21 protein-coding genes are annotated in these 24911 nt (G+C 67.5%); 2 read left to right on the forward strand and 19 right to left on the reverse strand.

Annotation, left to right across the window (positions count from 1 at the left end):
- Positions 1–179 precede the first annotated feature (179 nt).
- Together ACFQGD_RS30425 and ACFQGD_RS30430 are read left to right on the forward strand one after the other, a co-directional pair.
- Positions 180–2114, forward strand: coding sequence for a 2-oxoacid:acceptor oxidoreductase subunit alpha (locus tag ACFQGD_RS30425; protein ID WP_345391042.1), 1935 nt, complete (start codon positions 180–182; stop codon positions 2112–2114).
- Positions 2111–3172, forward strand: coding sequence for a 2-oxoacid:ferredoxin oxidoreductase subunit beta (locus ACFQGD_RS30430; RefSeq protein ID WP_345391045.1), 1062 nt, complete (start codon positions 2111–2113; stop codon positions 3170–3172). The genes ACFQGD_RS30425 and ACFQGD_RS30430 overlap by 4 nt, the downstream gene beginning before the upstream one ends.
- Before the next feature lie 30 nt (positions 3173–3202).
- Here the strand turns inward: ACFQGD_RS30430 and ACFQGD_RS30435 are convergent, their stop codons facing one another.
- From ACFQGD_RS30435 to ACFQGD_RS30525, 19 genes are all read right to left on the reverse strand, one after another.
- The gene (locus ACFQGD_RS30435; protein ID WP_345391048.1) at positions 3203–4771 is read right to left on the reverse strand and encodes a sunset domain-containing protein; all 1569 of its coding nucleotides are present in this window, start codon (positions 4769–4771) and stop codon (positions 3203–3205) included.
- 64 nt (positions 4772–4835) lie between these two features.
- Positions 4836–5867 (reverse strand): polyprenyl synthetase family protein, encoded by a 1032-nt coding sequence (locus ACFQGD_RS30440; protein ID WP_345391051.1) that lies wholly within the window; start codon positions 5865–5867, stop codon positions 4836–4838.
- A 72-nt stretch (positions 5868–5939) separates the two neighbouring features.
- The gene (gene nuoN / locus ACFQGD_RS30445; protein ID WP_345391054.1) at positions 5940–7520 is read right to left on the reverse strand and encodes an NADH-quinone oxidoreductase subunit NuoN; all 1581 of its coding nucleotides are present in this window, start codon (positions 7518–7520) and stop codon (positions 5940–5942) included.
- Positions 7520–9082: an NADH-quinone oxidoreductase subunit M gene (locus tag ACFQGD_RS30450; protein ID WP_345391057.1), complete on the reverse strand. Its 1563-nt coding sequence runs from the start codon at positions 9080–9082 to the stop codon at positions 7520–7522. The genes nuoN and ACFQGD_RS30450 overlap by 1 nt, the downstream gene beginning before the upstream one ends.
- The gene (gene nuoL / locus ACFQGD_RS30455; RefSeq protein ID WP_345391060.1) at positions 9079–10974 is read right to left on the reverse strand and encodes an NADH-quinone oxidoreductase subunit L; all 1896 of its coding nucleotides are present in this window, start codon (positions 10972–10974) and stop codon (positions 9079–9081) included. Before nuoL ends, ACFQGD_RS30450 begins: the two co-directional genes overlap by 4 nt.
- Positions 10975–10983: 9 nt before the next feature.
- Positions 10984–11283, reverse strand: a complete 300-nt coding sequence (gene nuoK / locus ACFQGD_RS30460) for an NADH-quinone oxidoreductase subunit NuoK (RefSeq protein ID WP_345391063.1) — start codon at positions 11281–11283, stop codon at positions 10984–10986.
- Positions 11280–12161 carry an NADH-quinone oxidoreductase subunit J gene (locus tag ACFQGD_RS30465; RefSeq protein ID WP_390183429.1) on the reverse strand — a complete coding sequence of 294 codons (882 nt, stop codon included), beginning with the start codon at positions 12159–12161 and terminating at the stop codon, positions 11280–11282. Before ACFQGD_RS30465 ends, nuoK begins: the two co-directional genes overlap by 4 nt.
- The gene (nuoI, locus tag ACFQGD_RS30470) at positions 12158–12724 is read right to left on the reverse strand and encodes an NADH-quinone oxidoreductase subunit NuoI (RefSeq protein WP_345391066.1); all 567 of its coding nucleotides are present in this window, start codon (positions 12722–12724) and stop codon (positions 12158–12160) included. Before nuoI ends, ACFQGD_RS30465 begins: the two co-directional genes overlap by 4 nt.
- The gene (gene nuoH / locus ACFQGD_RS30475) at positions 12711–14090 is read right to left on the reverse strand and encodes an NADH-quinone oxidoreductase subunit NuoH (protein WP_390183428.1); all 1380 of its coding nucleotides are present in this window, start codon (positions 14088–14090) and stop codon (positions 12711–12713) included. The genes nuoI and nuoH overlap by 14 nt, the downstream gene beginning before the upstream one ends.
- Positions 14090–16597 carry an NADH-quinone oxidoreductase subunit G gene (locus tag ACFQGD_RS30480; RefSeq protein ID WP_345391069.1) on the reverse strand — a complete coding sequence of 836 codons (2508 nt, stop codon included), beginning with the start codon at positions 16595–16597 and terminating at the stop codon, positions 14090–14092. Before ACFQGD_RS30480 ends, nuoH begins: the two co-directional genes overlap by 1 nt.
- Positions 16594–17889, reverse strand: coding sequence for an NADH-quinone oxidoreductase subunit NuoF (gene nuoF / locus ACFQGD_RS30485; RefSeq protein ID WP_345391072.1), 1296 nt, complete (start codon positions 17887–17889; stop codon positions 16594–16596). The genes ACFQGD_RS30480 and nuoF overlap by 4 nt, the downstream gene beginning before the upstream one ends.
- On the reverse strand, positions 17882–18637 hold the full coding sequence (gene nuoE, locus ACFQGD_RS30490; protein ID WP_345392388.1) for an NADH-quinone oxidoreductase subunit NuoE: 756 nt from the start codon (positions 18635–18637) through the stop codon (positions 17882–17884). The genes nuoF and nuoE overlap by 8 nt, the downstream gene beginning before the upstream one ends.
- A gap of 73 nt (positions 18638–18710) precedes the next feature.
- Positions 18711–20078, reverse strand: coding sequence for an NADH-quinone oxidoreductase subunit D (locus ACFQGD_RS30495; protein ID WP_345391075.1), 1368 nt, complete (start codon positions 20076–20078; stop codon positions 18711–18713).
- Complete coding sequence (locus tag ACFQGD_RS30500) at positions 20075–20863, reverse strand: NADH-quinone oxidoreductase subunit C (RefSeq protein ID WP_345391078.1); 789 nt, start codon at positions 20861–20863, stop codon at positions 20075–20077. Before ACFQGD_RS30500 ends, ACFQGD_RS30495 begins: the two co-directional genes overlap by 4 nt.
- A gap of 7 nt (positions 20864–20870) precedes the next feature.
- Positions 20871–21512, reverse strand: a complete 642-nt coding sequence (locus ACFQGD_RS30505) for a NuoB/complex I 20 kDa subunit family protein (RefSeq protein WP_345391081.1) — start codon at positions 21510–21512, stop codon at positions 20871–20873.
- A 45-nt stretch (positions 21513–21557) separates the two neighbouring features.
- Positions 21558–21950 carry an NADH-quinone oxidoreductase subunit A gene (locus ACFQGD_RS30510; protein WP_345391084.1) on the reverse strand — a complete coding sequence of 131 codons (393 nt, stop codon included), beginning with the start codon at positions 21948–21950 and terminating at the stop codon, positions 21558–21560.
- 298 nt (positions 21951–22248) lie between these two features.
- Positions 22249–23544 carry a geranylgeranyl reductase family protein gene (locus ACFQGD_RS30515; RefSeq protein WP_345391087.1) on the reverse strand — a complete coding sequence of 432 codons (1296 nt, stop codon included), beginning with the start codon at positions 23542–23544 and terminating at the stop codon, positions 22249–22251.
- 166 nt (positions 23545–23710) lie between these two features.
- Complete coding sequence (locus ACFQGD_RS30520) at positions 23711–24400, reverse strand: demethylmenaquinone methyltransferase (protein ID WP_345391090.1); 690 nt, start codon at positions 24398–24400, stop codon at positions 23711–23713.
- 58 nt (positions 24401–24458) lie between these two features.
- Complete coding sequence (locus ACFQGD_RS30525) at positions 24459–24881, reverse strand: DUF3592 domain-containing protein (protein WP_345392391.1); 423 nt, start codon at positions 24879–24881, stop codon at positions 24459–24461.
- Positions 24882–24911: the final 30 nt, after the last annotated feature.

A 24911-nucleotide genomic window follows, 5' to 3' on the forward strand; every position in this document is an offset into this window, starting at 1 on the left:
CCGTTAGTGTCCATCCACTGGAACAGCACGACAGCGGTTGGTCACTGATCAACGAACCGAGCTAGCCTCGAATAGTGAGCATGCGCACATGCGCTGGCAGAGCGCCAGCAGCACCGTCAAGGTGACAGGAAGGCCTGTCACCGGTGCCGCCCGTGCAGAGGAGAGGGACAGCCGCGCCCATGAGCCGCGAGACAACGACGTCACCCGCGAACGCCACCACCGATGTCACCAAGCTCGATCGGGTCGTCATCCGCTTCGCGGGTGATTCGGGTGACGGGATGCAGCTCACCGGTGATCGGTTCACGTCGGAGGCCGCGGCGTTCGGCAACGACCTCGCGACCCTACCGAACTTCCCCGCCGAGATCCGCGCGCCGCAGGGCACCATTCCCGGCGTCTCGTCGTTCCAGGTGCACTTCGCCGACTACGACATCCTTACCCCCGGCGACCGGCCGGATGTGCTGGTGGTCATGAACCCGGCGGCGTTGAAGTCGAACGTGGGCGACGTGCCGCACGGCGGCATCCTGATCGTCAACGTCGACGAGTTCACCAAGCGCAACCTCACCAAGGTCGGCTACGAGTCGAACCCGCTCGAAGACGGCTCGCTGGAGCCGTACCAGGTGTATGAGGTCGGGATGTCGACGCTGACGCAGGGCGCGCTCGCCGACACCGGTCTTGGTAAGAAGGACGCCGAGCGCTGCAAGAATATGTTCGCGCTCGGGCTGCTGTCGTGGATGTATCACCGGCCGACCGACGGCACAGAACGCTTTCTGCAGGAGAAGTTCGCGGGCAAGCCGCAGATCGCCGAGGCGAACCTGCTGGCATTCCGCGCGGGCTGGAACTACGGCGAAACGACCGAGGCGTTCGCCAACACCTACGAGGTGGCACCCGCCGCCCTGCCCAAAGGCACGTACCGGCAGATCACCGGCAACAACGCGCTCGCCTACGGCATCATCGCCGCGGGCCAGCAGTCCAAGCTGCCCATCGTGCTCGGCTCGTACCCCATCACCCCGGCCTCAGACATCCTGCATGAGCTGTCCAAGCACAAGAACTTCAACGTCACCACGATCCAGGCCGAGGACGAGATCGCGGGCATCGGCGCCGCACTCGGCGCGGCCTACGGCGGCGCGCTCGGCGTGACCTCCACCTCAGGGCCGGGGGTGGCGCTGAAATCCGAAACCATCGGGCTCGCGGTGATGACCGAACTGCCACTGCTGGTCATCGACGTCCAGCGCGGCGGGCCATCGACAGGGCTACCGACCAAGACCGAGCAGGCCGACCTGCTGCAGGCGATGTTCGGGCGCAACGGTGAGTCCCCGGTGCCGATCGTCGCCCCGTGCACGCCGGGCGACTGCTTCGACATCGCGCTCGAAGCCGTCCGCATCGCGCTCACCTACCGCACCCCCGTCATGCTCTTATCAGATGGGGCGATCGCGAACGGCTCCGAACCGTGGCTCGTCCCGGACGTCGCCGATTTGCCGGATCTGTCGGTGGAATTCGCCACCGAACCCAACGCCATGGACGGCTCCGACGAACACTGGCCGTACGTCCGCAACACCGACACGCTCGCACGCGAGTGGGCGGTGCCGGGCACCCCAGGGCTGCAACACCGCATCGGCGGGCTGGAGAAGGCCGACAACCAGGGCCACATCTCCTACGACCCGGACAACCACGACCGCATGGTGCGGCTGCGCCAAGCGAAGATCGACGGGATCAATGTCCCCGACGTCACCGTGGACGACCCGTCCGGCAACGCACGGATACTCGCGCTCGGCTGGGGCTCGAGCTTCGGGCCGATCGGCGCCGCCTGCCGCCGCGTCCGCAAATCCGGGATGGAAATCGCCCAGGCACATCTACGCCATCTCAACCCCCTCCCAGCCAACCTCGGACACATCCTGGAGTCCTACGACACCGTCGTACTGCCCGAGATGAACATGGGACAACTAGCGATGTTGCTGCGCTCGCGCTACCTCACCGACATCCGCAGTTACACCAAGGTGGCTGGCCTGCCATTCCGTGCGGCCGAACTCGCGGAAGTGTTCACCGACATCATCAACGACACCCGACCCGAAGGCAGTGGCGAAGCCGACCACGTGCTCACGGAGGCCACCGAATGACCGCCACCCATCTGGGGCTGCCCGACCTCGGCGGGCTGTCCGATGTCCCCACCACCGACGCCCCACAGAAGGCCAAGGACTACAAGTCCGACCAGGAGGTGCGCTGGTGCCCCGGGTGCGGTGACTACATCGTGCTCAACACCATGCAGTCCTTCCTGCCCACCCTCGGGCTCAAGCCGGAAAACATCGTGTTCGTCTCCGGCATCGGCTGCTCGTCGCGGTTCCCGTACTACATGAACACCTACGGGATGCACTCCATCCACGGCCGCGCCCCCGCCATCGCCACCGGGCTCGCCACATCACGCCCCGACCTGTCGGTGTGGGTGATCACCGGCGACGGCGACGCGCTCTCCATCGGCGGCAACCACCTCATCCACGCGCTGCGGCGCAACGTCAACTTCAAGATCCTGCTGTTCAACAACCGGATCTACGGCCTCACCAAGGGCCAGTACTCGCCCACGTCGCAGGAGGGCATGCGCACCAAGTCCACCCCAATGGGTTCGCTCGACCACCCGTTCAACCCCATCTCGCTGGCCCTCGGTGCCGAAGCCAGCTTCGTCGGCCGCGCGCTCGACTCCGACAAGAAGGGGCTCACGGAGGTCCTGACCGCGGCCGCTCAGCACCGAGGCTCGGCGTTCGTGGAGATCTATCAGAACTGCCCGATCTTCAACGACGGCGCCTTCGACGTCCTCAAGGACAAGGACGAAGCCGCTCGCCGGCTCATCCCGCTACGACCCGGTGAGCCAATCACCTTCGGGCCAGAAGGCGAGTACGGCGTGGTCCGCTCAGGGTTCGCCGGGCTGGAGACAGCGAAGGTGTCCGAGGTCGGCTTGGACAACGTCGTCATTCACGACCCGACGGTGACCGACCCGGCGTATGCCTTCGCGCTGTCCCGCATCGGCGGCCAGGATCTGGAGCACACCCCCACCGGCATCTTCCGCCAGGTCAGCCGCACCACCTACGACGATGCCGCCCGCGCCCAAATCGCCCAAGCCACGGACGCGAAACCCGCGGATCTCCAGGCACTCCTCCGAGGAAACGACACCTGGACAGTGTGAGGGGCGCCTAGGAGTTGATCCCGGCGCCCGTTACTGGATAGGGCGGAAACCGACGCGCTCGGCGTCGCTCGGCGTCGCGAACCAGACCTCGGGTGTCATGCTCGCGAACTGCGGCGAGCCTTCGGCACAGTAGCGCAGTTCCGTGACGCTCGCCTTCACGGTGAACGACGGGTCTGGCCTGCCGCCCCCTGGCAGCGGCATAGCTGAGCCGGGACCGAACGGCCCTGGCGGGACGTCCGCTGCCTCGGCATGACCACTGACCTGCGCATGGCCGCCGGCCTGAGCGACCGCGCCAGTATGCCCACTCTGGCGCGGCTCGAACAGCGACCCGCTGCTTGTCCCGTCCCGCTGCGGAGTACGACGCGCCACCGGGCGGATCGACGGTTCGATCGGGCGCGGCGGTGCGAAGCCTCCCCGGATGCGGTTCGACGCGCCACGCTTGCGCCTCGGTAGTCCGGTCACCGGGTCGGTGTCCGGTGAAGCGGTGTCGCCCCCGGTTTCCGCTCCCTGCTCCGCTCCAGCGTCGGCCGCGTCTGTCGCGCCGGGAACGTCAGAAGGCTCATAGCCATTCGCTTCACGGCCGCCTTCCCCATCGGCGTCCTGCTCGGCCGGGCCCGATGGCTCGAAGAGGCCACCAGGCCGCTGCACCGCCGTACGCTGATCGAGCGCGCCGGAGTCCGCGTCGAGATCGTCGAGGTCGCCTAGTTCCGGCTGCTGGTCGATGTCGCCCAGCCGGTTGTCCATCGCGGAGCCGGACACGTCAGCGGGCGGCTGCTGCCGCCAGGCGTCCGACCGCACATCGGCCGCGTCCGGACGGCTGGACACCGCGTCCGTGCGATTACCGGGGTGGACACGCCCGGTGAACTCCTCTTCCACATGCCCGTCGCGCTCATACTCGGGCGCGTAGTCCTGCTCGTCGCCCGGGTAGTCGCGGGAGTAGTCCTCGGGATATCCCTGAGTGGTGTCCTCGGGATACGCGCGGTCGTCGTCCTCGGGGTAGTCCCGGTCGAACTCGTCGCGGTACTGACGCTCCAGCTCCCGCTGGAAATCCTCCTCCTGCTGTCCGTACGGCGTCGGTGGCTCGGCGGGCACGAACTCGCGCTCGCCCGGAACGTCGGATGGCGGCCCTGGCGCGTGAGTGTGCTGCTCCGGTACGTCCGGGCGCTGGCTGGGGAACTGAGGCGGTTGGCCGGGTGCCACATCGGGCCGCTGCTCCGGCACCTGCTGCGTGCGCTGTTCCGGCGCTCGACGGCGCTGCGTCCCGGCGTCCCGCAGGCTGTCCTGCTCCAGCCACTGGGTTCTCGAATGGTGCTGGTCCCCCGGCTCGGGCTCCGCCTGCTGTCCAGGCCAGACGGGCTGCGCAGGCGGCTGCTGCTGGTACTGCGCTTGCGGCGGTCCGGCCTGCTGTGCGGGGCGCGGAGGGATCCGCTGCGGATGGGCTTGACCGCTCGGCGGAGCGGGACGGCCGTCACGTGGCTGGCGCTCCAGCTGCTGCACCCGCTGCTGGGCGGGACGTACCAGCAGCACCCACGTCAGTACCGCACCGACAAGGAACGCGAGCAGACTCCAGAACCAGACTTGCCCAAACAACGAGGACATGTTTCGGATGTCTCCTTCCCGCTGCGGAACGCGGCTACCCTGTCGGGCGCCGCGCCAACATGGCTCAGTGCGTACGCTCCGCTAGGTAGTCGGTGACTGATTCACAGGCTTCTCTCGCGGGAGACGAGGGTAGCGCCGCTAGCTCGTTCCGTGCTCGCTGAGCGTAGTAGGTCAAGGTCTCACGCGCGTGCTTGAGCCCCGTCGAAGCACGCAACAGCTCAAGAGCTTCGGTGACATCAGCACTTGAGGTCAACGGCGCCTCAAGCAATTCCATCAGCCGGGTGTTATCTCGGTCTTCTTTGAGTGCGTAGAGCATCGGAAGCGTCTTGATGCCTTCCCTCAAATCGGTGCCTTGCACCTTTCCGAGTTCCTCGGACGGTGACGCTATGTCAAGGATGTCATCCGAGATCTGGAACGCGACACCGATCAACTCGCCGAAGCTGCGCAACGCGTCGACCCGTTCCTGCGCCGCTCCGGACAGCATCGCGCCGAACCGGCCGGCCGTGGCGATCAGGGAACCGGTCTTCTGCCCGATAACGGCCAGGTAGTGCTCAATCGGGTCATCGCCGTCCGTGGCGCCCGTCGTCTCGCGCATCTGACCGGTCACCAGCTCGCCGAACGTCTCAGCGATGATCCGAGACGGGTCCGGCCCCAAGTCCGCTACCAGCCGTGACGCGTTGGCGAACAGGTAGTCGCCGGTCAGGATCGCGATGGTGTTGTCCCACCGCGCGTTGGCGCTCTGCGCACCACGACGCATCGTAGCCTCGTCCATGACGTCGTCGTGGTACAGCGTCGCGAGGTGGACCAGCTCCACCGCGGCGGCGGCCGTGATGACCCGTGACCTGCCATCAGCGCCGTCCGTACCGAACTGACCCGCGAGCAGCGTGAACAACGGCCGGAACCGTTTACCGCCCGCGTCGACGAGGTGCACGGCCGCATCGCTGATGAACTGGACATCGCTGCGAACCACCTCGCGCAGCACGGATTCGACCTCACCGAGACCTTCGGCCAGATCGGCGAGGAGCCCCTCGTCGTCGATTCGCAGCCCTACGGCAGCCTGCAGGTCCGCCACGGTTCGGCGCTTCGCATCAGACACGCTTGCCAGCCTAAAGGTAGGCACGGCACATGACTAAGGCGGTGCGTCGCGGATAGCCCAGGTAGCTGTGATCTATGGCACGAAGCCGCCCGCGCTGGCCCAGTTGAGCGCGAACGCGGGCACGATGCCGAGCACCAAGGTCGCCACGGTACCGAGCGTGATCGCCGCCGTGGTGAACGCACCGGGCACGGTCACCGCTGGGCCTTCCACCGCTGGCTCCGAGAAGTACATCAGCACAACGACCCGCAGGTAGAAGAACGCCGCGATGGCGCTGGCGACCAGTGCGATCACAACGAGCGCGGCGTGTCCGTCAGCCAGCGCCGCCGAGAACACCGCGAACTTGCCGATGAAACCGCTAGTCAGCGGGATACCGGCCAGCGCGAGGAGCAGGAACGTGAACACGCCAGCCACCAACGGCGAGCGCTTCGCCAGCCCCGCCCACGACGACAGGTCGGTTGCCTCACCGTTGGCATCGCGCACCAGGCTGATGATGCCGAACACCGCGATCGTGGTGAAGCCGTACGCCAGCAAGTAGAACAACGTGGACGACAACCCGTCCTCGGTCAGCGTCATCGCACCGACGACGAGGAACCCGGCGTGCGCGATCGACGAGTACGCGATCATCCGCTTCAGGTCACGCTGGGTCAGGCCGAGGATCGCGCCGATGGCCATCGAGATCACCGCGATCAGCCAGAGCGGGACCTCCCACTCCCAGCTGGCTGGCTGGAACGCCACGGTCAGCACCCGCAGCATCGCGCCGAACGCCGCCACCTTGGTGCAGGCCGCCATGAACCCGGTGACCGGGGTGGGAGCGCCCTGGTAGACGTCCGGCGTCCACGTGTGGAACGGGCCGACGGAACCCTTGAAGAGCAGCCCGACGACTACCAGCCCGATGCCCGCGTAGAGCAATGTGTCAGACGCCGAGGTGCCAGCGGTCGCGTTCGCGATCTCCGCCAGCTTGACCGACCCGGCGTAGCCGTACAGCAGGGCGACACCGTAGAGGAAGAACGCGCTGGCGAACGCGCCGAGCAGGAAGTACTTCACGGCGGCTTCCTGCGAGAGCAGCCTGCGCCTGCGCGCGAGCCCAGCCATCAGGTACAGCGGCAAGCTCAGCACCTCGAGTGCGATGAACATCGTCAGCAGGTCGTTGGCCGCGACGAACGTCATCATGCCGCCGAGCGCGAACAGCGACAGCGGGAAGATCTCGGTCTGCATCCCGGTGACGTTGGCCTGCTCCCGTGTCTGGAGACCGCCCTGCAGGCCCGCCTGCGAGATGAACGCGCCACCAGGTTCCAGCGAGCGATCCCCGATCATCAACAGCGAGGCGAGGCCCAGAGCGAGCAGCGTGCCCCACAGGAACAGCGACGGCGTGTCCACCGCGAGAGCACCCGTCGTCGCGCCCTCCGCCTTGAACGTCGTGATGCCGCCTTCCGGGGCGTCGCTGATGTAGGCGGCGAGCGCGATGCCCGCACCGACGATGCCTGCCAAGCTCAGCGCGATCTGCGACGACCAGCGCTGGTGCTTGGGCAGGAACGCTTCCAGCAGCACGCCGATCGAGGCGGCACCGAACACGATAAGGATCGGCAGCACGGCGGCGAAGTCGATCGCGGGGACCGCCAACTGCTCGCCCTGCGCGAGGAACTGCTGCGGCATCACTCGTTGCTACCTTCCGTAATGGACACGATGCTCACGGTCTCCTCAACCACCGGCGTGACGACGTCGAGCGCGGGCTTCGGGTAGAAGCCGAGCCCGATGATCAGCACGACCAGCGGCGCGAGCACGCCGAGTTCTTTCAACGACACGTCCCTGACGGTCTTCTTCGCGCCCGACTCAGGGGCCTCGACCGCGCCGGGACCGCCGCTCGCGCCGAGCAGCGCGTCGCCGCGCACCGGCCCCTGCATCACGCGCTGATACAGCCACAGCACGTAGACGGCGGCGAGCACCATGCCGATGGTGGCCAGCGTGGTGAACACCGGCTGGGTCTCGAACGAGCCAAGCAGCACAAGGAACTCGCTGATGAACGAGTTCGTGCCGGGCAGCGACAGCGTGGACAAGCCAGCGAGCAGGAACATCCCTGCCAGCACCGGCGTCAGTTTCGCCATGCCGCCATACGCGGAGATCGTCGTCGAGCCGCCACGCGCGATGACCATGCCGATCACGATGATCAGCATGCCGGTGGCGAGGCTGTGGTTGAGCATGTACGTCACCGCGCCGACCTGCGCCTGCGCCGTGAACGCGAAGATGCCGAGCGCGATGAAACCGAAGTGCGCGATGGACACGTAAGCGATGAACCGCTTCATGTCCTGCTGGCCAGCCGCGAGAACCGACCCGTACAGCACGCCCGCGACGGCGAGGCCGAGCACCAGCGGCGCGAGCTCCTGGCTGGCGTCCGGGAACAGCGGGATGCTGTAGCGCAGGAAGCCGAACGTGCCGACCTTGTCCAGCACGCCAACCAGCAGGACGGCGACGCCGATCGGCGCCTCACCCGCCGCGTCCGGCAGCCAGGTGTGGAACGGCACGAGCGGCGCCTTGACCGCGAACGCGAGGAAGAAGCCAAGGAACAGCCAGATCTGCGTGGCCAGCGGCGCCTGCGGGATGACCTCGGCGAGCGTCGCCCAGTCGAACGTGCCCGAGCCGAGCTCGTCGGCCGCCTGCACGTACGCCCCGATCGCGGCGGCGAGCATGATCAGCCCGCCGAGGAACGAGTACAGGAAGAACTTCACCGCGGCGTACTGCCTGCTCTTGCCGCCGTAGCCGCCGATGAGGAAGTACATCGGGATCAGCATGACCTCGAACAGCACGTAGAACAGGAAGACGTCGGTCGCGGCGAACACCGCGATCGTCAACGACGACTGCACCAGGATCAGCGAGAGGTACCCGCCTGCGCTGCGGCCTTCCGGCAGCTTGTCGGTGTAGCCGAGCAGCCCGATGATCATCGGGACCAGCACGCCGATCACCGCGATCATCAGCAGTGCGATCCCATCCATGCCGAACGAGATGTGGATGTCGAACGGCGGAATCCAGTCGATGCTGCTGGTCTGCTGCAACCGCGCGCCGTCGGGGTCGTAGCTCAGCCACAGCGGCACGACCAGCGCCAGCGTAGCGAGCGAGAAGCCAAACGCGACCGCCGTGGCGAGCCGGTCGTTGGCGCGCAGCCCCGCGACGACGGCCGCCCCGACGAGCGGCAGCAGGATGATTGCCAAGAGCCAGGTCATGCGAACCTCACCATCAACAGCAGGCCGACCAGCAGGCCAGCACCTGCCAGCATGGACAGCGCGTAGGAGCGGACGAAGCCGGTCTGCAACCGCCGCAACCTGCCAGAGCTACCGCCGAGCAGCGCGGCGAGGCCGTTGACGAAGCCGTCGACGCCCTTGTTGTCGACGTAGACCAGCGCCCGCGACAGCCAAATGCCCGGCCGGGCTACTACGGCCTCGTTCAGCGCGTTGCCGTACAGGTCGCTACGGGCGGCTCGCACCACCGCACCGGCGGGCTGCCGCTCGACCGGTATGTCGCGGCGGCCGAAGACGAGCCAGGCCAGCAGCACACCGAGCGCGGAAACCCCGACGACGACGAACGGGACCGCGCTGTGCGCGATCACCCCGTGCTCGGCCTCCTGGACCGCCCCCAGCGAGGGCGCCAGCCACTCCGCGAGCTGGTCGTTGAACACGAAAAACGCACCGGCGCCCGCCGAACCGATCGCGAGGAGCATCATCGGGATGGTCATCACCGGTGGCGACTCGTGCGGGTGGAAGTCGCGGCCATCCTCGCTCTTCAGCTCCGCCCAGCGCCGCTTGCCGAAGAACGTCATCAACATCAGCCGGGTCATGTAGAACGCCGTCAGCCCGGCACCGAGCACGGCCGCGCCGCCGAACACCCAGGCGCGCCACGGCTCCTCTTGGCCGAACGCGGCGGCGATGATGGCGTCCTTGGAGAAGTAGCCAGCGGAGAACGGGAAACCGATCAGCGCGAGGTAGCCGATGCCGAAGGTGACGAACGTGACCGGCATCTTGCGCCACAGACCCCCGAACTTGCGCATGTCGACCTCGTCGTTCATGCCGTGCATCACCGAACCGGCCCCGAGGAACAGGCCTGCTTTGAAGAAGCCGTGGGTGAGCAGATGCATGATGCCGAGCGCGTAGCCGAGCGGGCCGAGACCAACCGCGAGCATCATGTAGCCGATCTGGCTGACCGTGGAGTACGCGAGCACCTTCTTGATGTCGTCGTACGCGCAGCCGATGATCGCTCCGAGCAGCAGCGTGAACGCGCCGATGATGACAACGGCGAGCTGCGCGTTCGGGGTGGCGTTGTAGATCGGGTTGGCCCGCGCGATGAGGTACACACCGGCCGTGACCATGGTTGCGGCGTGGATCAGCGCCGACACCGGGGTGGGACCTTCCATCGCGTCCGGCAACCACGCCTGGAGCGGGAACTGACCGGACTTACCGCACGCGCCAAGCAACAGGAGCAGCCCGATCGCCAGGACGACGCCGCTGTCGACGTCACCGATACCGGCGAACACCTCGGTGTAGGACACGCTGCCGATGTGCTTCCACATCAGGAAGATGGCCAGCGCGAGCCCGACGTCACCGACGCGGTTCATGATGAACGCCTTCTTCGCGGCGGTCGCCGCGGACGGCTTCCACTGGTACCAGCCGATCAGCAGGTACGAGGCGAGGCCCACGCCCTCCCAGCCGAGGTAGAGCGAGACGAAGTTGTCGCCGAGCACCAGGATCAGCATCGCGGCGACGAACAGGTTGAAGTACCCGAAGAAGCGGCGCCGGTCGGTGTCGTCGGCCATGTAGCCGATCGCGTAGATGTGGATCAACGAGCCGACGCCGGTGATCAGCAACACGAACACCAGCGACAGGGCGTCGATGCGCAACCCGAGGTCGATCTGGAGGTCCGCGACCGGCATCCACGACCACAGCGTGGTGTCGGACGGCTTGCCGTCACTGGCGAAGAACAGCGCGAGCCCGTACACGAACGACGCGAGCACGGTCGCGCAGCCGAGCAGATGACCCCAGGCGTCCGTCCGCCTGCCGCCTGCGAGCAGGATGAGCGCGCCGAGCGCCGGGAAGGCGACCAGCAGCCATGATGATGCGATCACACGGGCTCCCTAGTACTTCAGCAGGTTCGTGTCGTCGACAGAGGCCGACCGCCGGGAACGGAAGATCGCCATGATGATCGCGAGTCCGACGACCACCTCGGCGGCGGCGACGACCATGACGAAGAACGCCATGACCTGGCCGTCCAGCTCGCCGTTGATCCTGGCGAAGGTGACAAGCGACAGGTTCACCGAGTTCAGCATCAGCTCGATGCACATGAACACGACGATCGCGTTGCGCCGCACCAGCACGCCGACCGCGCCGATCGCGAACAGCAGCGCGGACAGCAGCAAGTAGTAGGTGGGGGTCACTTGCGTTCACCCTCCTGTTCGCTCTCGTCGCTCTCCTCGGCGAGCAGCGCGCGGGCGTCGTCATGCTCGGCCTGCGAGCCAAGGACGCGGTCGTGCTCGGCGATGAGCCGGGCGGTGTTGGTCGACTCGATCAGCTCGGAAAGCGACTCCGGCGCGATCGAGCCGTCCGGCAGCAACGCTGGCGTGGCGACCGAGTTGCCGGTGGCGAACACTCCGGGCCCGGGATACGGCGAGCGACGCTTGTAGTCGCCGCGGAACCGCGCCTCGACCAGATCTCGCTGGCTGCGCTTCTGGCCTTCGCGCTTGTCGCGGTAGGCGAGCACGATCCCGGCCAGCGCGGCGACGATCAACAACGCCGCCGTCAGCTCGAACGCGAACAGAAAGTCGGTGAAGATCAGCCTGCCGAGGCCGCCGGCCCCGCCACCCGCCGCCGGGTCGTACGGATCCGGCGGCGCCTGGGCTTGGACGTTCACCAGCGAGCGGGCCAGGGCACCGACCAGCAGCGCGGCGAAGCCCATGCCGAACAGCGCGGCGAGCAGCCGCTGCCCACGCAACACCTCGACCATGGAGTCCGCGCTGTCCCTGCCCGCCATCATCAACACGAACAGGAAGAGCATCATCACGGCGCCGGTGTAGACGATGATCTGCGTGAAGCCGAGGAACGGCGCGCTCTGCACCATGTACAGCACGCCGAGGCTGAGCATCGTCAGCACCAGCCACAACGCCGAGTGCACCGCGTTGCGCACGAAGACCATGCCGAGCGCGCCCGCGAGCGCGAGCGGTCCGAGGACCCAGAACGCCAGCGCCTCGCCGGTGCCGACGACGTCCTCACCGCCCTGCTGCGCCAGCACCACGGCGGCCTGCGAGAAGGAGGTCACTGGATCGCCTCCTCCTTCGCCGTCTCGACCGTCTCGCCCTCTGGCACGCCCCTGCCGCGCGCGAGCTCAGGGCCCTGCACGTAGTAGTCCTGCTCGTTGTCGCCGAGCCGCATCGGGTGCGGCGGCTCCTCCATGCCTGGCAGCAGCGGCGCCATCAGGTCTTCCTTGGTGTAGATCAGCTTCTGCCGATCGTCATCGGCGAGCTCGTAGAAGTTGACCATCGTCAGCGACCTAGTCGGGCAGGCCTCGATGCACAACCCGCAGCCGATGCAGCGCAGGTAGTTGATCTGGTAGTCCTTGCCGTACCGCTCGCCCGGGGAGTAACGCTCCTCTTCGGTGTTGTCGCCACCCTCGACGAAGATCGCGTCGGCGGGGCAAGCCCATGCGCACAGCTCGCAGCCGACGCACTTCTCCAGCCCGTCGGGGTGCCGGTTGAGCTGGTGCCTGCCGTGCCAGCGCGGCGCGCTCGGGTGGAAGTCCTCCGGGTACTGCTCGGTGACGACCTTCTTGAACATCGTCGAGAAGGTGACACCGAATCCCTTGAGGGGATCAAACATTCCCATCGTCGGCCTCCTTGCCGGTGCCGTCTGTGCTGGTCGCACTGGTTGTGCCAGCGCCGACCTCGGCTCGCTCCTTGCGCTTGCGCCTGCGCTCGTCCTTCTCAAGCGCCGCCTGCCTCGGCGTCAGCTTCGGCACTTCCAGGTCGAGCGGTGGCAGCGGGTAGCCGCCACCGGTGGTGGGTACACCCTCGTCGTCCTCGACCCGCTTCTCCGGGATCAGCAGGCTCAGCAACACGATCAACAGGACCGCGACCGCGCCAAAAATGACCTTCTGGCCGGTGGTGACGTCGGTGGACGTGTTGATGGCTCGCACGCCCGCGATCATCACGATCCACACCAGGCTGGCGGGCACCAGCACCTTCCAGCCGAGCCGCATGAACTGGTCATAGCGGAACCGGGGCAGCGTGCCGCGCAGCCAGATGTAAAGGAACAGGAAGATCAGCATCTTGGCGACGAACCACAGGACCGGCCACCAGCCGGTGTTCAGCACACCACCGCCGATCGCGGACAGCGGCCACGGCGCCATGTAGCCGCCGAGGAAAAGCGTCACCGCGAAACCGGAGAGCACGACCATGTTGACGTACTCGGCGAGGAAGAACAGCGCGAACTTCAGCGAGCTGTACTCGGTATGGAAGCCGCCAACCAGCTCCGACTCCGCTTCGGGTAGGTCGAATGGCGCACGGTTGGTCTCACCGACCATCGAGATCACGAAGATGATGAAGCTCGGCAGCAGCAACAGCGCGAACCAGCCGCCCTGCTGGGCGTCCACGATGTCGCCTGTGGACAGCGACTGCGCGTAGAGGATGACCGCGACAAGCGAGAGACCCATCGCGATCTCGTAGGAGATCACCTGCGCGGCCGAGCGCAGCGACCCCAGCAGTGGGTATGGCGAGCCGGACGCCCAGCCGCCAAGCACGATGCCGTACACGCCGACAGCCGACGCCGCGAGTACCACGAGCACGCCGACCGGCAGGTCGACCAGCTGGATGTAGGTCTGCTCCCCGAAGATCGACACCTGCGGGCCGAACGGCAGTACCGAGAACGCCACGAACGCGGGCGTCGCGGAGATCACCGGCGCGAGCCAATACACCTTGCGGTCGGCGCCAGCGGGGATGATCTCTTCGGCGAAGGCCAGCTTGATGCCGTCAGCGAGCGACTGCAGCCAGCCGTTGGGGCCGACCCGGTTCGGACCGGTACGGTGCTGCATCCGGGCGACGACCTTGCGCTCCCAGTTGATCATGAACAGCGTCATCAGGACACCGAAGCCGAACAGTGCGACAACCTTGATCAGGATCAGCCAGATCGGGTCGTCCGCGAGCACCTCCGCCCTCGTCATCGGCTCCTGCGCCTGCGCGAGGAAGCTGGTCATCAGGCACCTCCTGACAGCGTCACGGCCGCGCCATGACCCGCGCCGAGCACGCTCCTGATCGACTCCGGCGACCGGGCGGGCGCCCACACGACGTCGTCCGGCAGATCAGCGAACTCGACCGGCAGCGTCAACTCGCCACGGTCTGTGCTGATCGTCGCCTGCTTACCCTTGGTGACGCCGTGCCGCTCCGCGGTGGCCCGCGACATCCGCAGCACCGCGTTCCGCGCGGTGCCCGCCAGGTGCGGCTCGTCGTCCTGCAGCGACCCGTTGTCGATGAGCTGCCGCCAGGTGGCGAGGCGAACGGCTCCGGCGGGCGCGTCCGGGGCGTCCGGCGCGGTGCCGGGTGCCATGAAGGGCATCTTGCTGGCGTCAGGTGCCATAAAGGTGCCCTTCATGGCACGAACGCGGTCGAAGTCCGACCACGCCGCCTGCGACGTCTGCGTGAACAGGTCGGCGTCCATCTCCACAGCGAGGGTGTCGAGCACGCGGCAGTCCGGCAGCGCGCCGGTGCCTTCGAGAGTGATGGTGAACGGCCGCTCGCGGCCTTCCCAGTCGAGGAAGGTGCCGGTCTTCTCGTCGACCGGCGCGATCGGCAGCACGACGTCGGCGTGCTCGGTCACCGGGCTGGGCCGCATCTCCAGGCTAAGCACGAAGCCGACGTTCGCCAGCGCCTCGCGGGCAGCCGCCGGGTCTGGCAGGTCATCCGGGTCAACCCCGGCGACGACCAGCGCGTCCAGTTCACCGGATGCGGCGGCGGCCAGCATCGCGGCGGTGTCTCGGCCCGGCTCGGCGGGTAGCGTGCCCGGATCAAGGCCCCAGGACGTCTCCAGCTCGCGGCGGGCATCGGCGTCGGTGACCGGCGCGCCACCGGGCAGCAGCGCCGGGACCGCGCCCGCTTCCAGCGCGCCTCGCTCACCCGCCCTGCGTGGCACCCACGCCACGCGAGCGCCGGTGCGCTTCGCGAGCCGTGTGACGGCGCTGAACAGGCCGGGCACCTCGGCGGCACGCTCGCCGACGAGTACGACCGCACCCTCCGACGACAACGCGGCGTCCAGGTCCTTCGCGTGGTCGGCGATGCCGTCGACGGCGGCGGCTTCCTCGCCAGGCTGGCAGGCGAGCAGCTCACCGAACGTCTTACGCACAGAAGTCGTCGTCCACTGTCCGATGTGGAACAACCTGGTGTCCTTGTCGCGGGCGGCCTTGCGCAGCCGCAGGAACACGATGGGCGACTCGTCCTCCGGCTCGAACGCCACACAGAGCACTGCGGGTGCCTTCTCCAGGCTGGCGTAGCTGACGTGGTCCGGTGTCGTGCCGACCACAGACGACGCCAAGAAGTCCAGCTCCTCGGCGGAGTGCGCCCGCGCGCGGAAGTCGATGTCGTTGCTGCGCAACGCGATCCGGGCGAACTTGGTGTAGGCGTAAGCGTCCTCGACGGTGAGCCTGCCGCCGGTCAGCACCCCGGCGCCGTTGCCGTCGCGAGCGGCGACAAGTGCGTCGGCCGCGCGCCGCAGGGCTTCGGTCCAGGACGCCTCGACCAACTGGCCGGAGTCGTCGCGCACCATCGGCTTGCGGATGCGGTCCTTCGCGGCGGCGTAGCGGAACGCGAACCGACCCTTGTCGCAGGACCACTCCTCGTTGACGTCCGGGTCGTCGCCCGCGAGGCGGCGCATCACCTTGCCGCGCCGGAAGTCGGTACGCAGCGCGCAGCCGGACGAGCAGTGCTCGCACACGCTTGGCGAAGACACCAGGTCGAACGGCCGCGAGCGGAACCGGTACGCGGCGCTGGTGAGCGCGCCGACCGGGCAGATCTGGATGGTGTTGCCGGAGAAGTACGACTGGAACGGCGTGCCGCTGGACGTCGTCGTCGCGGTCGTGTCGTGGATGTCGGCGGTCTCGGCGGTTCCGATCTGCTGATGGACGCCGCGTTCCAGCAGGTCGATGAACGGGTCACCGGCGATCTGGTCGGAGAACCGGGTGCAGCGCTGGCAGAGCACGCAGCGCTCGCGGTCCAGCAGCACCTGCGTGGAGATCGAGATCGGCTTCGGGAACGTCCGCTTGGTGTCGACAAATCGAGATGTCGACCGGCCGTGGGCCATGGCCTGGTTCTGCAGCGGGCACTCCCCGCCCTTGTCACAGACCGGGCAGTCCAGCGGGTGGTTGATGAGCAACAGCTCCATCACACCCTCCTGCGCCTTCTCGGCGACGCGGGAGGACTTCTGCGTCTTGACGACCATGCCGTCGGCGACGGTCATCGTGCAGGATGCCTGCGGCTTCGGCATCGGGCGGCCGTTCATCTCCACCTCGACCAGGCACTGGCGGCACGCACCGGCCGGGTCGAGCAGCGGGTGGTCGCAGAAACGCGGGATGACCGTGCCCAGCCGCTCCGCGGTGCGGATGAGCAGCTCACCCTCCGGCGCGATGACCTCCTCGCCGTCGACGACCAGCTTGACGTGACCCTCGGGGACCTCGGTCACCTCGGTCTCAGTGTTTTCCGGCGCGATTGTCATGCCTGCGCTCCCACCAACGCCGATTCGGACTGCTTGGCCTTGTTGTCCTCACACAGTGCGAGGAACTCGTCGCGGAAGTACTTGATACCGCTCTCGATCGGGCTGACCGCGCCGTCGCCGAGGGCACAGAACGACCGGCCGAGGATGTTGTCGCAGACATCGAGCATGGTGTCGATGTCTTCCTCCGTGCCCCGGCCCTCGACCATGCGTTCCAGCACCTGCGCGAGCCAGAACGTGCCCTCGCGGCACGGCGTGCACTTGCCGCAGGACTCGTGCTCGTAGAACTGCGTCCACTTCATGACGGCCCACGGCACCGACACCGTCTCGTTGAACACCATGATCGCGGTGGTGCCGAGCATTGACCCAGCCTCCGCCGCGCCCTCGAAGTCCAGCGGGACGTCAAGGTGGTCGGCGGTGAACATCGGCGTGGACGAGCCGCCCGGCGTCCAGAACTTGAGCGGGATGCCGTCCTTCATGCCGCCCGCGAGCTCAAGCAGCTCCCGCAGCGTCGTGCCGAGCGGAGCCTCGTACTGGCCGGGCTTCTCGACGTGACCCGAGATCGAGAAGATCTTCGGGCCAGGCGACTTCTCCGTGCCCATCTCGCGGAACCAGTCGGACCCCCCGTTCACGATGTAGGGCACCGTCGCGATGGTCTCGACGTTGTTGACCGTGGTCGGCTTGGCGTACAGCCCGGCGGCCGCGGGGAACGGCGGCTTCAGGCGTGGCTGGCCACGACGTCCCTCCAGCGAGTCGAGCAGCGCGGTCTCCTCGCCGCAGATGTAGGCGCCCGCGCCCGCGTGCACGACGATGTCCAGGTCGAAGCCGGAGCCGAGGATGTCCTTGCCGAGGTACCCGGCGTCGTAGGCCTCGCGGACGGCCGCCTGCAGCCTGCGGATGCAGTGCAGCACCTCGCCGCGCACGTAGATGAAGCAGTGGTGCGCCCGCATCGCGTAGGAGGCGATGATGCAGCCCTCGATCAGCGAGTGCGGGTCGGCCATCATCAGCGGGATGTCCTTGCACGTGCCCGGCTCGCCTTCGTCGGCGTTGATGACCAGGTAGTGCGGCTTGTCCTCGTTCGGCGGCATGAACGACCACTTCACGCCAGCCGGGAAGCCAGCGCCGCCACGGCCACGCAGCCCGGCGTCCTTGATCAGCGCGACGATCTGCTCCTGCGGTTTGCGCAGCGCCTTCTTGACGGCGGTGTAGCCCTCCAACTGTTCGTAGGTGGACAGCCGCCAGGAGTTCGGCGACAGCCAGCGCTTGGTGAGCACCGGCGTGATCGGATCAGCCATGGTTCGCCTCCTCGTCGCGCATGGCGGGTGCGACCCAGCCCCTTTCCTGCGCGAGCTTCGCGCCGCGCAGCGTCTCCTCCGCCGCCGAAGGGCCATCGACGTCGGCGGTGAACTGCTCGTCGTCAGGGAAGAACCCGGCGAGCTGGAGCTCGACGGACTTCAGGTCGGTCAGCGGCGCGCCACGCGTCGGGTGCGGCTTCTCGCCCTTGCGCAGCGCGTCCACCAGCTCGACGGCACTCTGCTCGGTCTGGTTGTCGAAGTACTCGTAGTTGACCTGGAGCACCGGCGCGAGGTCGCATGCGGCAAGGCACTCGGCATGTTCCAACGTGATCGAGCCAGGCTCGCCCGGCGTTCCGGACGTCTCTTCGTGGCCGAGCGGGGTGCCGTTCTCACCGAGGTGGTCTTGCAGCTTCTTGTAGATCGCGTCGCCGCCCATCGCGGCGCACAGCGTGTTGGTGCACACGCTGACCAAGTGCTCGCCGCAGGGCTTGCGCTTGTACATCGTGTAGAACGTCGCGACCGCGCTGACCTCGGCTTCGGTCAGGTCGAGCTTGCTCGCGCAGAAGGAGATGCCCTCCTGGCTGACGTAGCCCTGCACCGACTGCACCAGGTGCAGCATCGGCAACAACGCGGAGCGGGCGACCGGGTAGCGGCCGATGATCTCGGCCGCCTTGGCGTGGATGTCGGCGTCGAACACCTCGGCCGACTCGGGTGTCGGGCGGTCGCCGGTGGGCGGCGGGTGGGGCATGGAATGCGGCGGGGGGGTCCGGGGGACCTCCCCCGGCCGGGGTGTGGGGGCTTGGCCCCCCGCTGTGGCTCAGTCACCGGTCGCACCCTCCCATCACGGGGTCAAGCGAAGCGACAGCGGCGATCACGTCAGCCACCATGCCGCCTTCGGACATCGCTGGCATGGACTGCAGGTTCACGAAGCTTGGGTCGCGCACGTGGACGCGCATCGGTCGGGTGCCGCCGTCGGAGACCATGTGGTACCCCAGCTCGCCACGCGGCGACTCGACCGTCGTGTACACCTGGCCCGGCGGGACGGCGAATCCCTCGGTCACCAGCTTGAAGTGGTGGATCAACGACTCCATGGACTGACCCATGATCTTGCGGACGTGCTCGAGCGAGTTGCCCATGCCGTCCGAGGAGATCGACAACTGCGCGGGCCAGGCGATCTTCTTGTCCTCGACCATCACAGGGCCCGGCTCAAGCTTCTTGACCGCCTGCTTGATGAGCCGCAGCGACTGGTGGATCTCCTCCACGCGCAGCAGGTACCTGGCGTACGAGTCGGCCTCGTGCGCGACCGGGACCTCGAAGTCGTAGTCCTCGTAACCCATGTACGGGTCGGTCTTGCGCAGATCCCACGGCAGACCGGCCGAACGCAGGACAGGACCGGTGATGCCAAGCGCGAGGCAAGCGTCCACCGGTAGATAACCGATGCCCTTGAGCCGCTGCTGCCAGATCGGCTGCCCCGTCAGCAGCTTGTCGTAGTCCGGCAGCCGCTTGTCCATGGTCTTGAGGAACTCGTTGATCTTATCCTCGGCGTCGGTCGGCAGATCCTGCGCGACACCGCCAGGCCGGATGAACGCGTGGTTCATCCGCAACCCGGTCAGGAACTCGAGCAGGTGCAGCGCCTCCTCGCGCTCTCGGAATCCCGCCGTCATGCCGGTGAGCGCGCCGAGCTCCATACCGCCGGTGGCGAGCGCGACCAGGTGCGAGCTGATCCGGTTGATCTCCATCAGCAGCACCCGGATCACCTCGGCGCGCCGAGGCACCTCGATGCCGAGCAGTTTCTCGACACCCATGCAGTAGGCCGCCTCGTTGAACAGCGGCGACAAGTAGTCCATCCGCGTCACGAACGTGACGCCCTGCGTCCAGGTGCGGTACTCGGTGTTCTTCTCGATACCGGTGTGCAGGTAGCCGATGACCGACCGCAGGTCGGTGACGGTCTCGCCCTCCAGTTCGAGCACCAGCCGCAGCACGCCGTGCGTGGACGGGTGTTGCGGGCCGAGGTTCATGACGATCTTCTCGTCGCCACCCACCTCGGAGATGACGTCGTCCCAGTCGCCGCCTGTGACGGTGTAAACCGGGCCTTCCGTCGTCATCCGCGACGCCGCGGGCTGCTGGCTGTCCGACCCATTCTCGGTGGTGTCGGTACCGGTCGTCGCGTCCGAAAGCCGTTCGCTCACGAGTACGCCCTCCGCTGGTCCGGTGGTGGGATCTCGGCACCCTTGTATTCCACGGGGATGCCACCGAGCGGATAGTCCTTGCGCTGCGGATGACCGTCCCAGTCATCGGGCATCAGGATCCTGGTCAGCGCGGGGTGGCCGTCGTAGATGATGCCGAACATGTCGTAGGCCTCCCGCTCGTGCCAGTCGGCCGTCGGATAGACGTCCGCGATGGACGGCACGTGCGGGTCGTCGACGTCGAGGCAGACCTCGAGCCGGATGCGACGCCGGTAGGTCATCGACAGCAGGTGGTAGACGGAGTGCAGCCGCTGCGGCACGTCTGGGCCGTAGTCAACGCCCGAGATCGAGCTGCACACCTCGAACCGCAGGCCGGAGTCGTCGCGCAGCGTGCGGCACACCTCGACAAGGTGCTCGCGCTCCACGTAGAAGGTGATCTCGCCACGGTCAATCGTGACCTGCTGGATCACGCTCGGATCGATGTCCCGGTCCGCGAGCGCGGCGAGGAACTCGTCGGCGAACTCATCGAAACCGTCGCCGAACGGGCGCTTCGCGGCTGGCGGGGTGTAGGCGGGCAACCGGAGGCCGCCGTAGCCGGAGGTGTCCCCTGTGCCCCGGACGCCGAACATGCCCTTGCGCTCGCGGCCAGCGACAACCGCGCGAGCGGGCTCGGTGCCGAACGGCTCTAGACCGGCGTCCGGCCGTTCCGCGCTTGACTGTGCCTCGCCAGGTCGCGGCTTGGCGTCGTCCTGGCTTGGTGTGGTGGTGGGCTCGTCAGATTCGGTCACGCCAGCGTCAGCGCTCCTCTAGCAGTTGCAGCGGGATGGTGCTGCTGCGTTTGCCTTCCACCTCGTTGGGCGGGACGGTCCGCAGCCGCTCGTCACGGGTCTTGGCCGGTGCGTGGGCGACCGACGATGGCGGGAGCGCGAGTTCCTCGCCCTTCTCCGCCTTGAGCTTGGCGCGATTCGGGCCCATCGGCTCATGCTTGATCTTCTCGTGGAGCTTCATGATCGCGTCGATCAGCATCTCCGGCCGGGGCGGGCAGCCAGGCAGGTACATGTCCACCGGCACGATGTGGTCGACACCCTGCACGATGGCGTAGTTGTTGAACATGCCGCCGGAAGAGGCGCAGACACCCATCGCGAGCACCCACTTGGGCTCGGACATCTGGTCGTAGATCTGGCGCAGGACAGGCGCCATCTTCTGGCTCACCCTGCCCGCGACGATCATCAGGTCGGCCTGCCGGGGCGACGCGCGGAAGACCTCCATGCCGAACCGCGACAGGTCGTAGCGGGGGCCACCGGTGGTCATCATCTCGATGGCGCAGCAGGCGAGACCGAATGTCGCGGGCCAGAGCGAGGACTGGCGCGACCAGTTGGCCAGTTTCTCCACGCTCGCGAGCAGGATGCCGCTCGGCAATTTTTCCTCAAGCCCCATGCCAGGCTCCTCCCTGAACGTCGATCGCGGACACAGCAGGCCCCATCAGTCCCATTCCAGGCCCCCTCGCGCCCACTCGTACACGTAGGGAATCGTGATCGCGACGATGAAGACGGTGACGGCGATGAAGCCGAACATGCCTACGGCGTCCGCTGCCACCGCGTACGGGTAGAGGAAGACCATCTCGATGTCGAAGAGGATGAACAGCATCCCGGTCAGGTAGAACTTCACCGGGATACGCCCACCGCCAGCGACCGGTCGAGGGGACGGCTCGATGCCGCACTCGTACGGCTCGCTTTTCGCCTTGTTGAACCGCTTCGGACCGACCAGCGGAGCGATCGCCACCGAGAACGCGGCGAACCCGAACGAGAGCGCGAGGAGCATCACCAGCGGCAGGTAGGCATCGAGCCCACTCGAGGCCGCGATGTCGTCCGGCATGACCACCCATCCCTTCGCGATGGCAACAGGCTTGTGAAATCCTTCACGAGCTCCGGCAGCGACGTTGTGAAGGGCTTCACAAGGCTTTGGGTCCGCAGTCTAGGACCCCCGTCACGTTCTTGTCTGCGGGGGATGGTCAACAGCCGTCCCATGCGTCCGCATCGTCATGATGCGACAGGGAAACGACCAGTTGAGAGAGCCGGCGGTCACATTCGGCACGCGATGTTACGGTTCTCACAACGCAGAGTTACCGACGGGTAACCCAAGTCACCACGCGCGGGGTGGTTCGTGCGGACGTTTAACGCGGCGCGGGAGTGAGCCGAGACGCGGTGGCGATGATCCGATCGACGGCGTCTCCGCCCTTGGCGTCGTAGCAGCCGGACAGGCCCTTGTAGATCAACGGGATCAGCCGGTTGATGCGCAGCCCGTACCTCGTCGCGGTGCGCATCACCTTCGGGTTGCCGATGGCACGCGCGAAGGCGTTGCCTAGTCGGTAGTAACCGCCCATCAGCTCGGACAGCGCCAGCGGGTACGCCTGAAGGGCGCGTTCCCGCGACGGGCCCTCCGGCCGGGCGAGCGCCTGCACCACGCACTCGGCGGCGACCTGCGCGGACTCCATGGCGGCCGAGATGCCCTCGCCGTTGAACGGGCTGACCATGCCGCCCGCGTCGCCGAGCAGCAGCAGGCCGTCGCGGTAGTGCGGGGTGCGGTTGAAGCCCATCGGCAGGCCAGCACCGCCGATCTTGCCGACGGCGTTCTCCTCCCGGAAGCCCCACTCCTCCGGCGTCGAGTCCAGCCAGGTGCGCAGCAGCGCGCGGTAGTCGGTGTTGCGGAACGCCGCGGACGTCGACAGCATGCCGAGCCCGACGTTGACCGTGCCGTCACCGAGCGGGAACGCCCAGCCATAGCCGGGCAGCAGGCGTGGGTTGGCGGGATCGCTGCGGTCCCACAACTCGAGGTGACCTTCGATGTAGGGCTCGTCATGCCGGGGACTCTTGTAGTACTGGCGGACCGCGACGCCCATCGGACGCTTGTCGTTGCGGTCGATGCCGACGCTGCGCGCGATGCGCCCGGACACGCCGTCGCAGGCGAGTACCAGCGGCGCGCGGTAGGTCACCGGCGTCTTGTCCGGGCCGACCTTGGCGGTAACGCCGACGACGCGGCCGGTGCGGTCGTCGGTGACGGCGCCGGTGACCGACGTCCGCTCGTAGAGCCGCGCGCCCGCCTTCTGCGCGGTCTGCGCGAGCAGCTGGTCGAAGTCGTCGCGGGTGCGGGAGACGCCGTATGGCGGGTAGCTGGCCAGGTCTGGCCACGGCAGCTCCAGGGTGATGTCGCCCGCCAGGATGCGCAGGCCGGTGCTGTGCACCCAGCCCGCCTCCTCACGGGTGTCGATGCCCAGGTCGATGAGCTGTTTCACGCCACGCGGGGTGAGACCGTCGCCGCAGACCTTCTCCCTTGGGAAGGACGTCTTTTCCAGCACGAGGACATCGAGTCCCGCCCTGGCGAGGTAGGTCGCTGCCGTCGATCCCGCTGGTCCAGCGCCGACGACGAGGACGTCGGCGTCCTCGTGCGGCGCGCGTCGGCTAGACGTCATGGTGTCACTGTACGGGGCGGCGTCGAGGCGGCTGGCGAGATGTGCGCCACGACGCGGGTGGCAAGCACGCGGCCGCACCGGGCGGTACCGGGCCGAGTGGATCTGGTCGTCCGGACGACCACAAACGCTCAAGATCCACTCGCGACAAGGCCGGGGCCGCGCCTGGCTACTCCGGCTTCGTCGCGCGGTGCACCGCGACCACGCCGAAGGTGAGGTTCAACCACTCGACGTTCTCCCAGCCTGCCGAGGCGATGATCTCGCCGAGCCGACGCTGGTCCGGCCACGCGGCCATGGACTCGGCGAGATAGGAGTACGCCTCGGGGTTGGACGACTGACGCTTGCCGAGCCAGGTCAGCGCACGCATCAGCACCTTCTCGTGCACCAGCCGGATCGGCGCGAACGGCGGCGTCGACACCTCGCAGATCACCAGCCTGCCGCCAGGTTTGACGACGCGGGCGATCTCCGTCAGCGCGGCCTTGGTGTCGACGAAGTTACGCAGTCCAAACGCGATCGTCACGGCGTCGAAGCTCTCGTCGGCGAACGGCAGCCGGAGCGCGTCGGCGGCGACCATCGGCACGTCACGGTGCTTGCCGCTGCGCAACATGCCGAGTGAGAAGTCGGCGGCGACGCACCACGCGCCCGCCTGGCTGAACTCCACCGTGGACACGCCCGTGCCCGCGGCGAGGTCAAGCACCCGCTCCCCCCGCTTGGCGCCCAGCACCCTGCCGGTGGTGATGCGCCAGCGGCGGTCGAAGCCGAACGTCATGACCGAGTTGGCCCGGTCATAGCCGCTGGCGACGTCGTCGAACATCGCGGCGACGTCGCGGGGGTCCTTGTCGAGGCTCGCGCGGGACATGAGGTGCAGCCTAGTCGGGGTGGATTCGGATCCCGCCACAACGTGGGACTCGCGGCACTCAAGCGGGGGACTCGCGCCGGCGGAGCCACACGGCGAGCGGGGCGGCGATGAGCCAAGTGATCGCGATCGTGGCCCCAGTGGGAAGCAGGCTGAGCGTGAACGTCCTCCCAGCGACGCGGACCAGGTCGGGGTTGGTCGCGTCGTACTCGACGTGCACCAGCTGCCCTTCGGCGAGGCCCTCCGGGTAGAGCACGCCATCCTGCGAGATGTGCACCGCGCCGTCGGCGGTCTCGAAACGGACGATGGTGCGATCCCACTCAACGGATAAGACCTCGGCGTTGGCCGAGCCGAGATTCGACTCGATCGCGCTGTCGTTGCGGTACGCCGCGAGCACGAGAACCAGCATCAGTAGCGTGATCAGGCCCGCCACCCCGAGCACGACCCAGCGCGCGATTCGCCATCGCCGTCGCTGCCGCGCCATCGTCGTCACGCTCGCAAAGGCTACTGCTGT

The organism is Haloechinothrix salitolerans (assembly GCF_042662605.1).
GTDB lineage: Bacteria > Actinomycetota > Actinomycetes > Mycobacteriales > Pseudonocardiaceae > Haloechinothrix_A > Haloechinothrix_A salitolerans.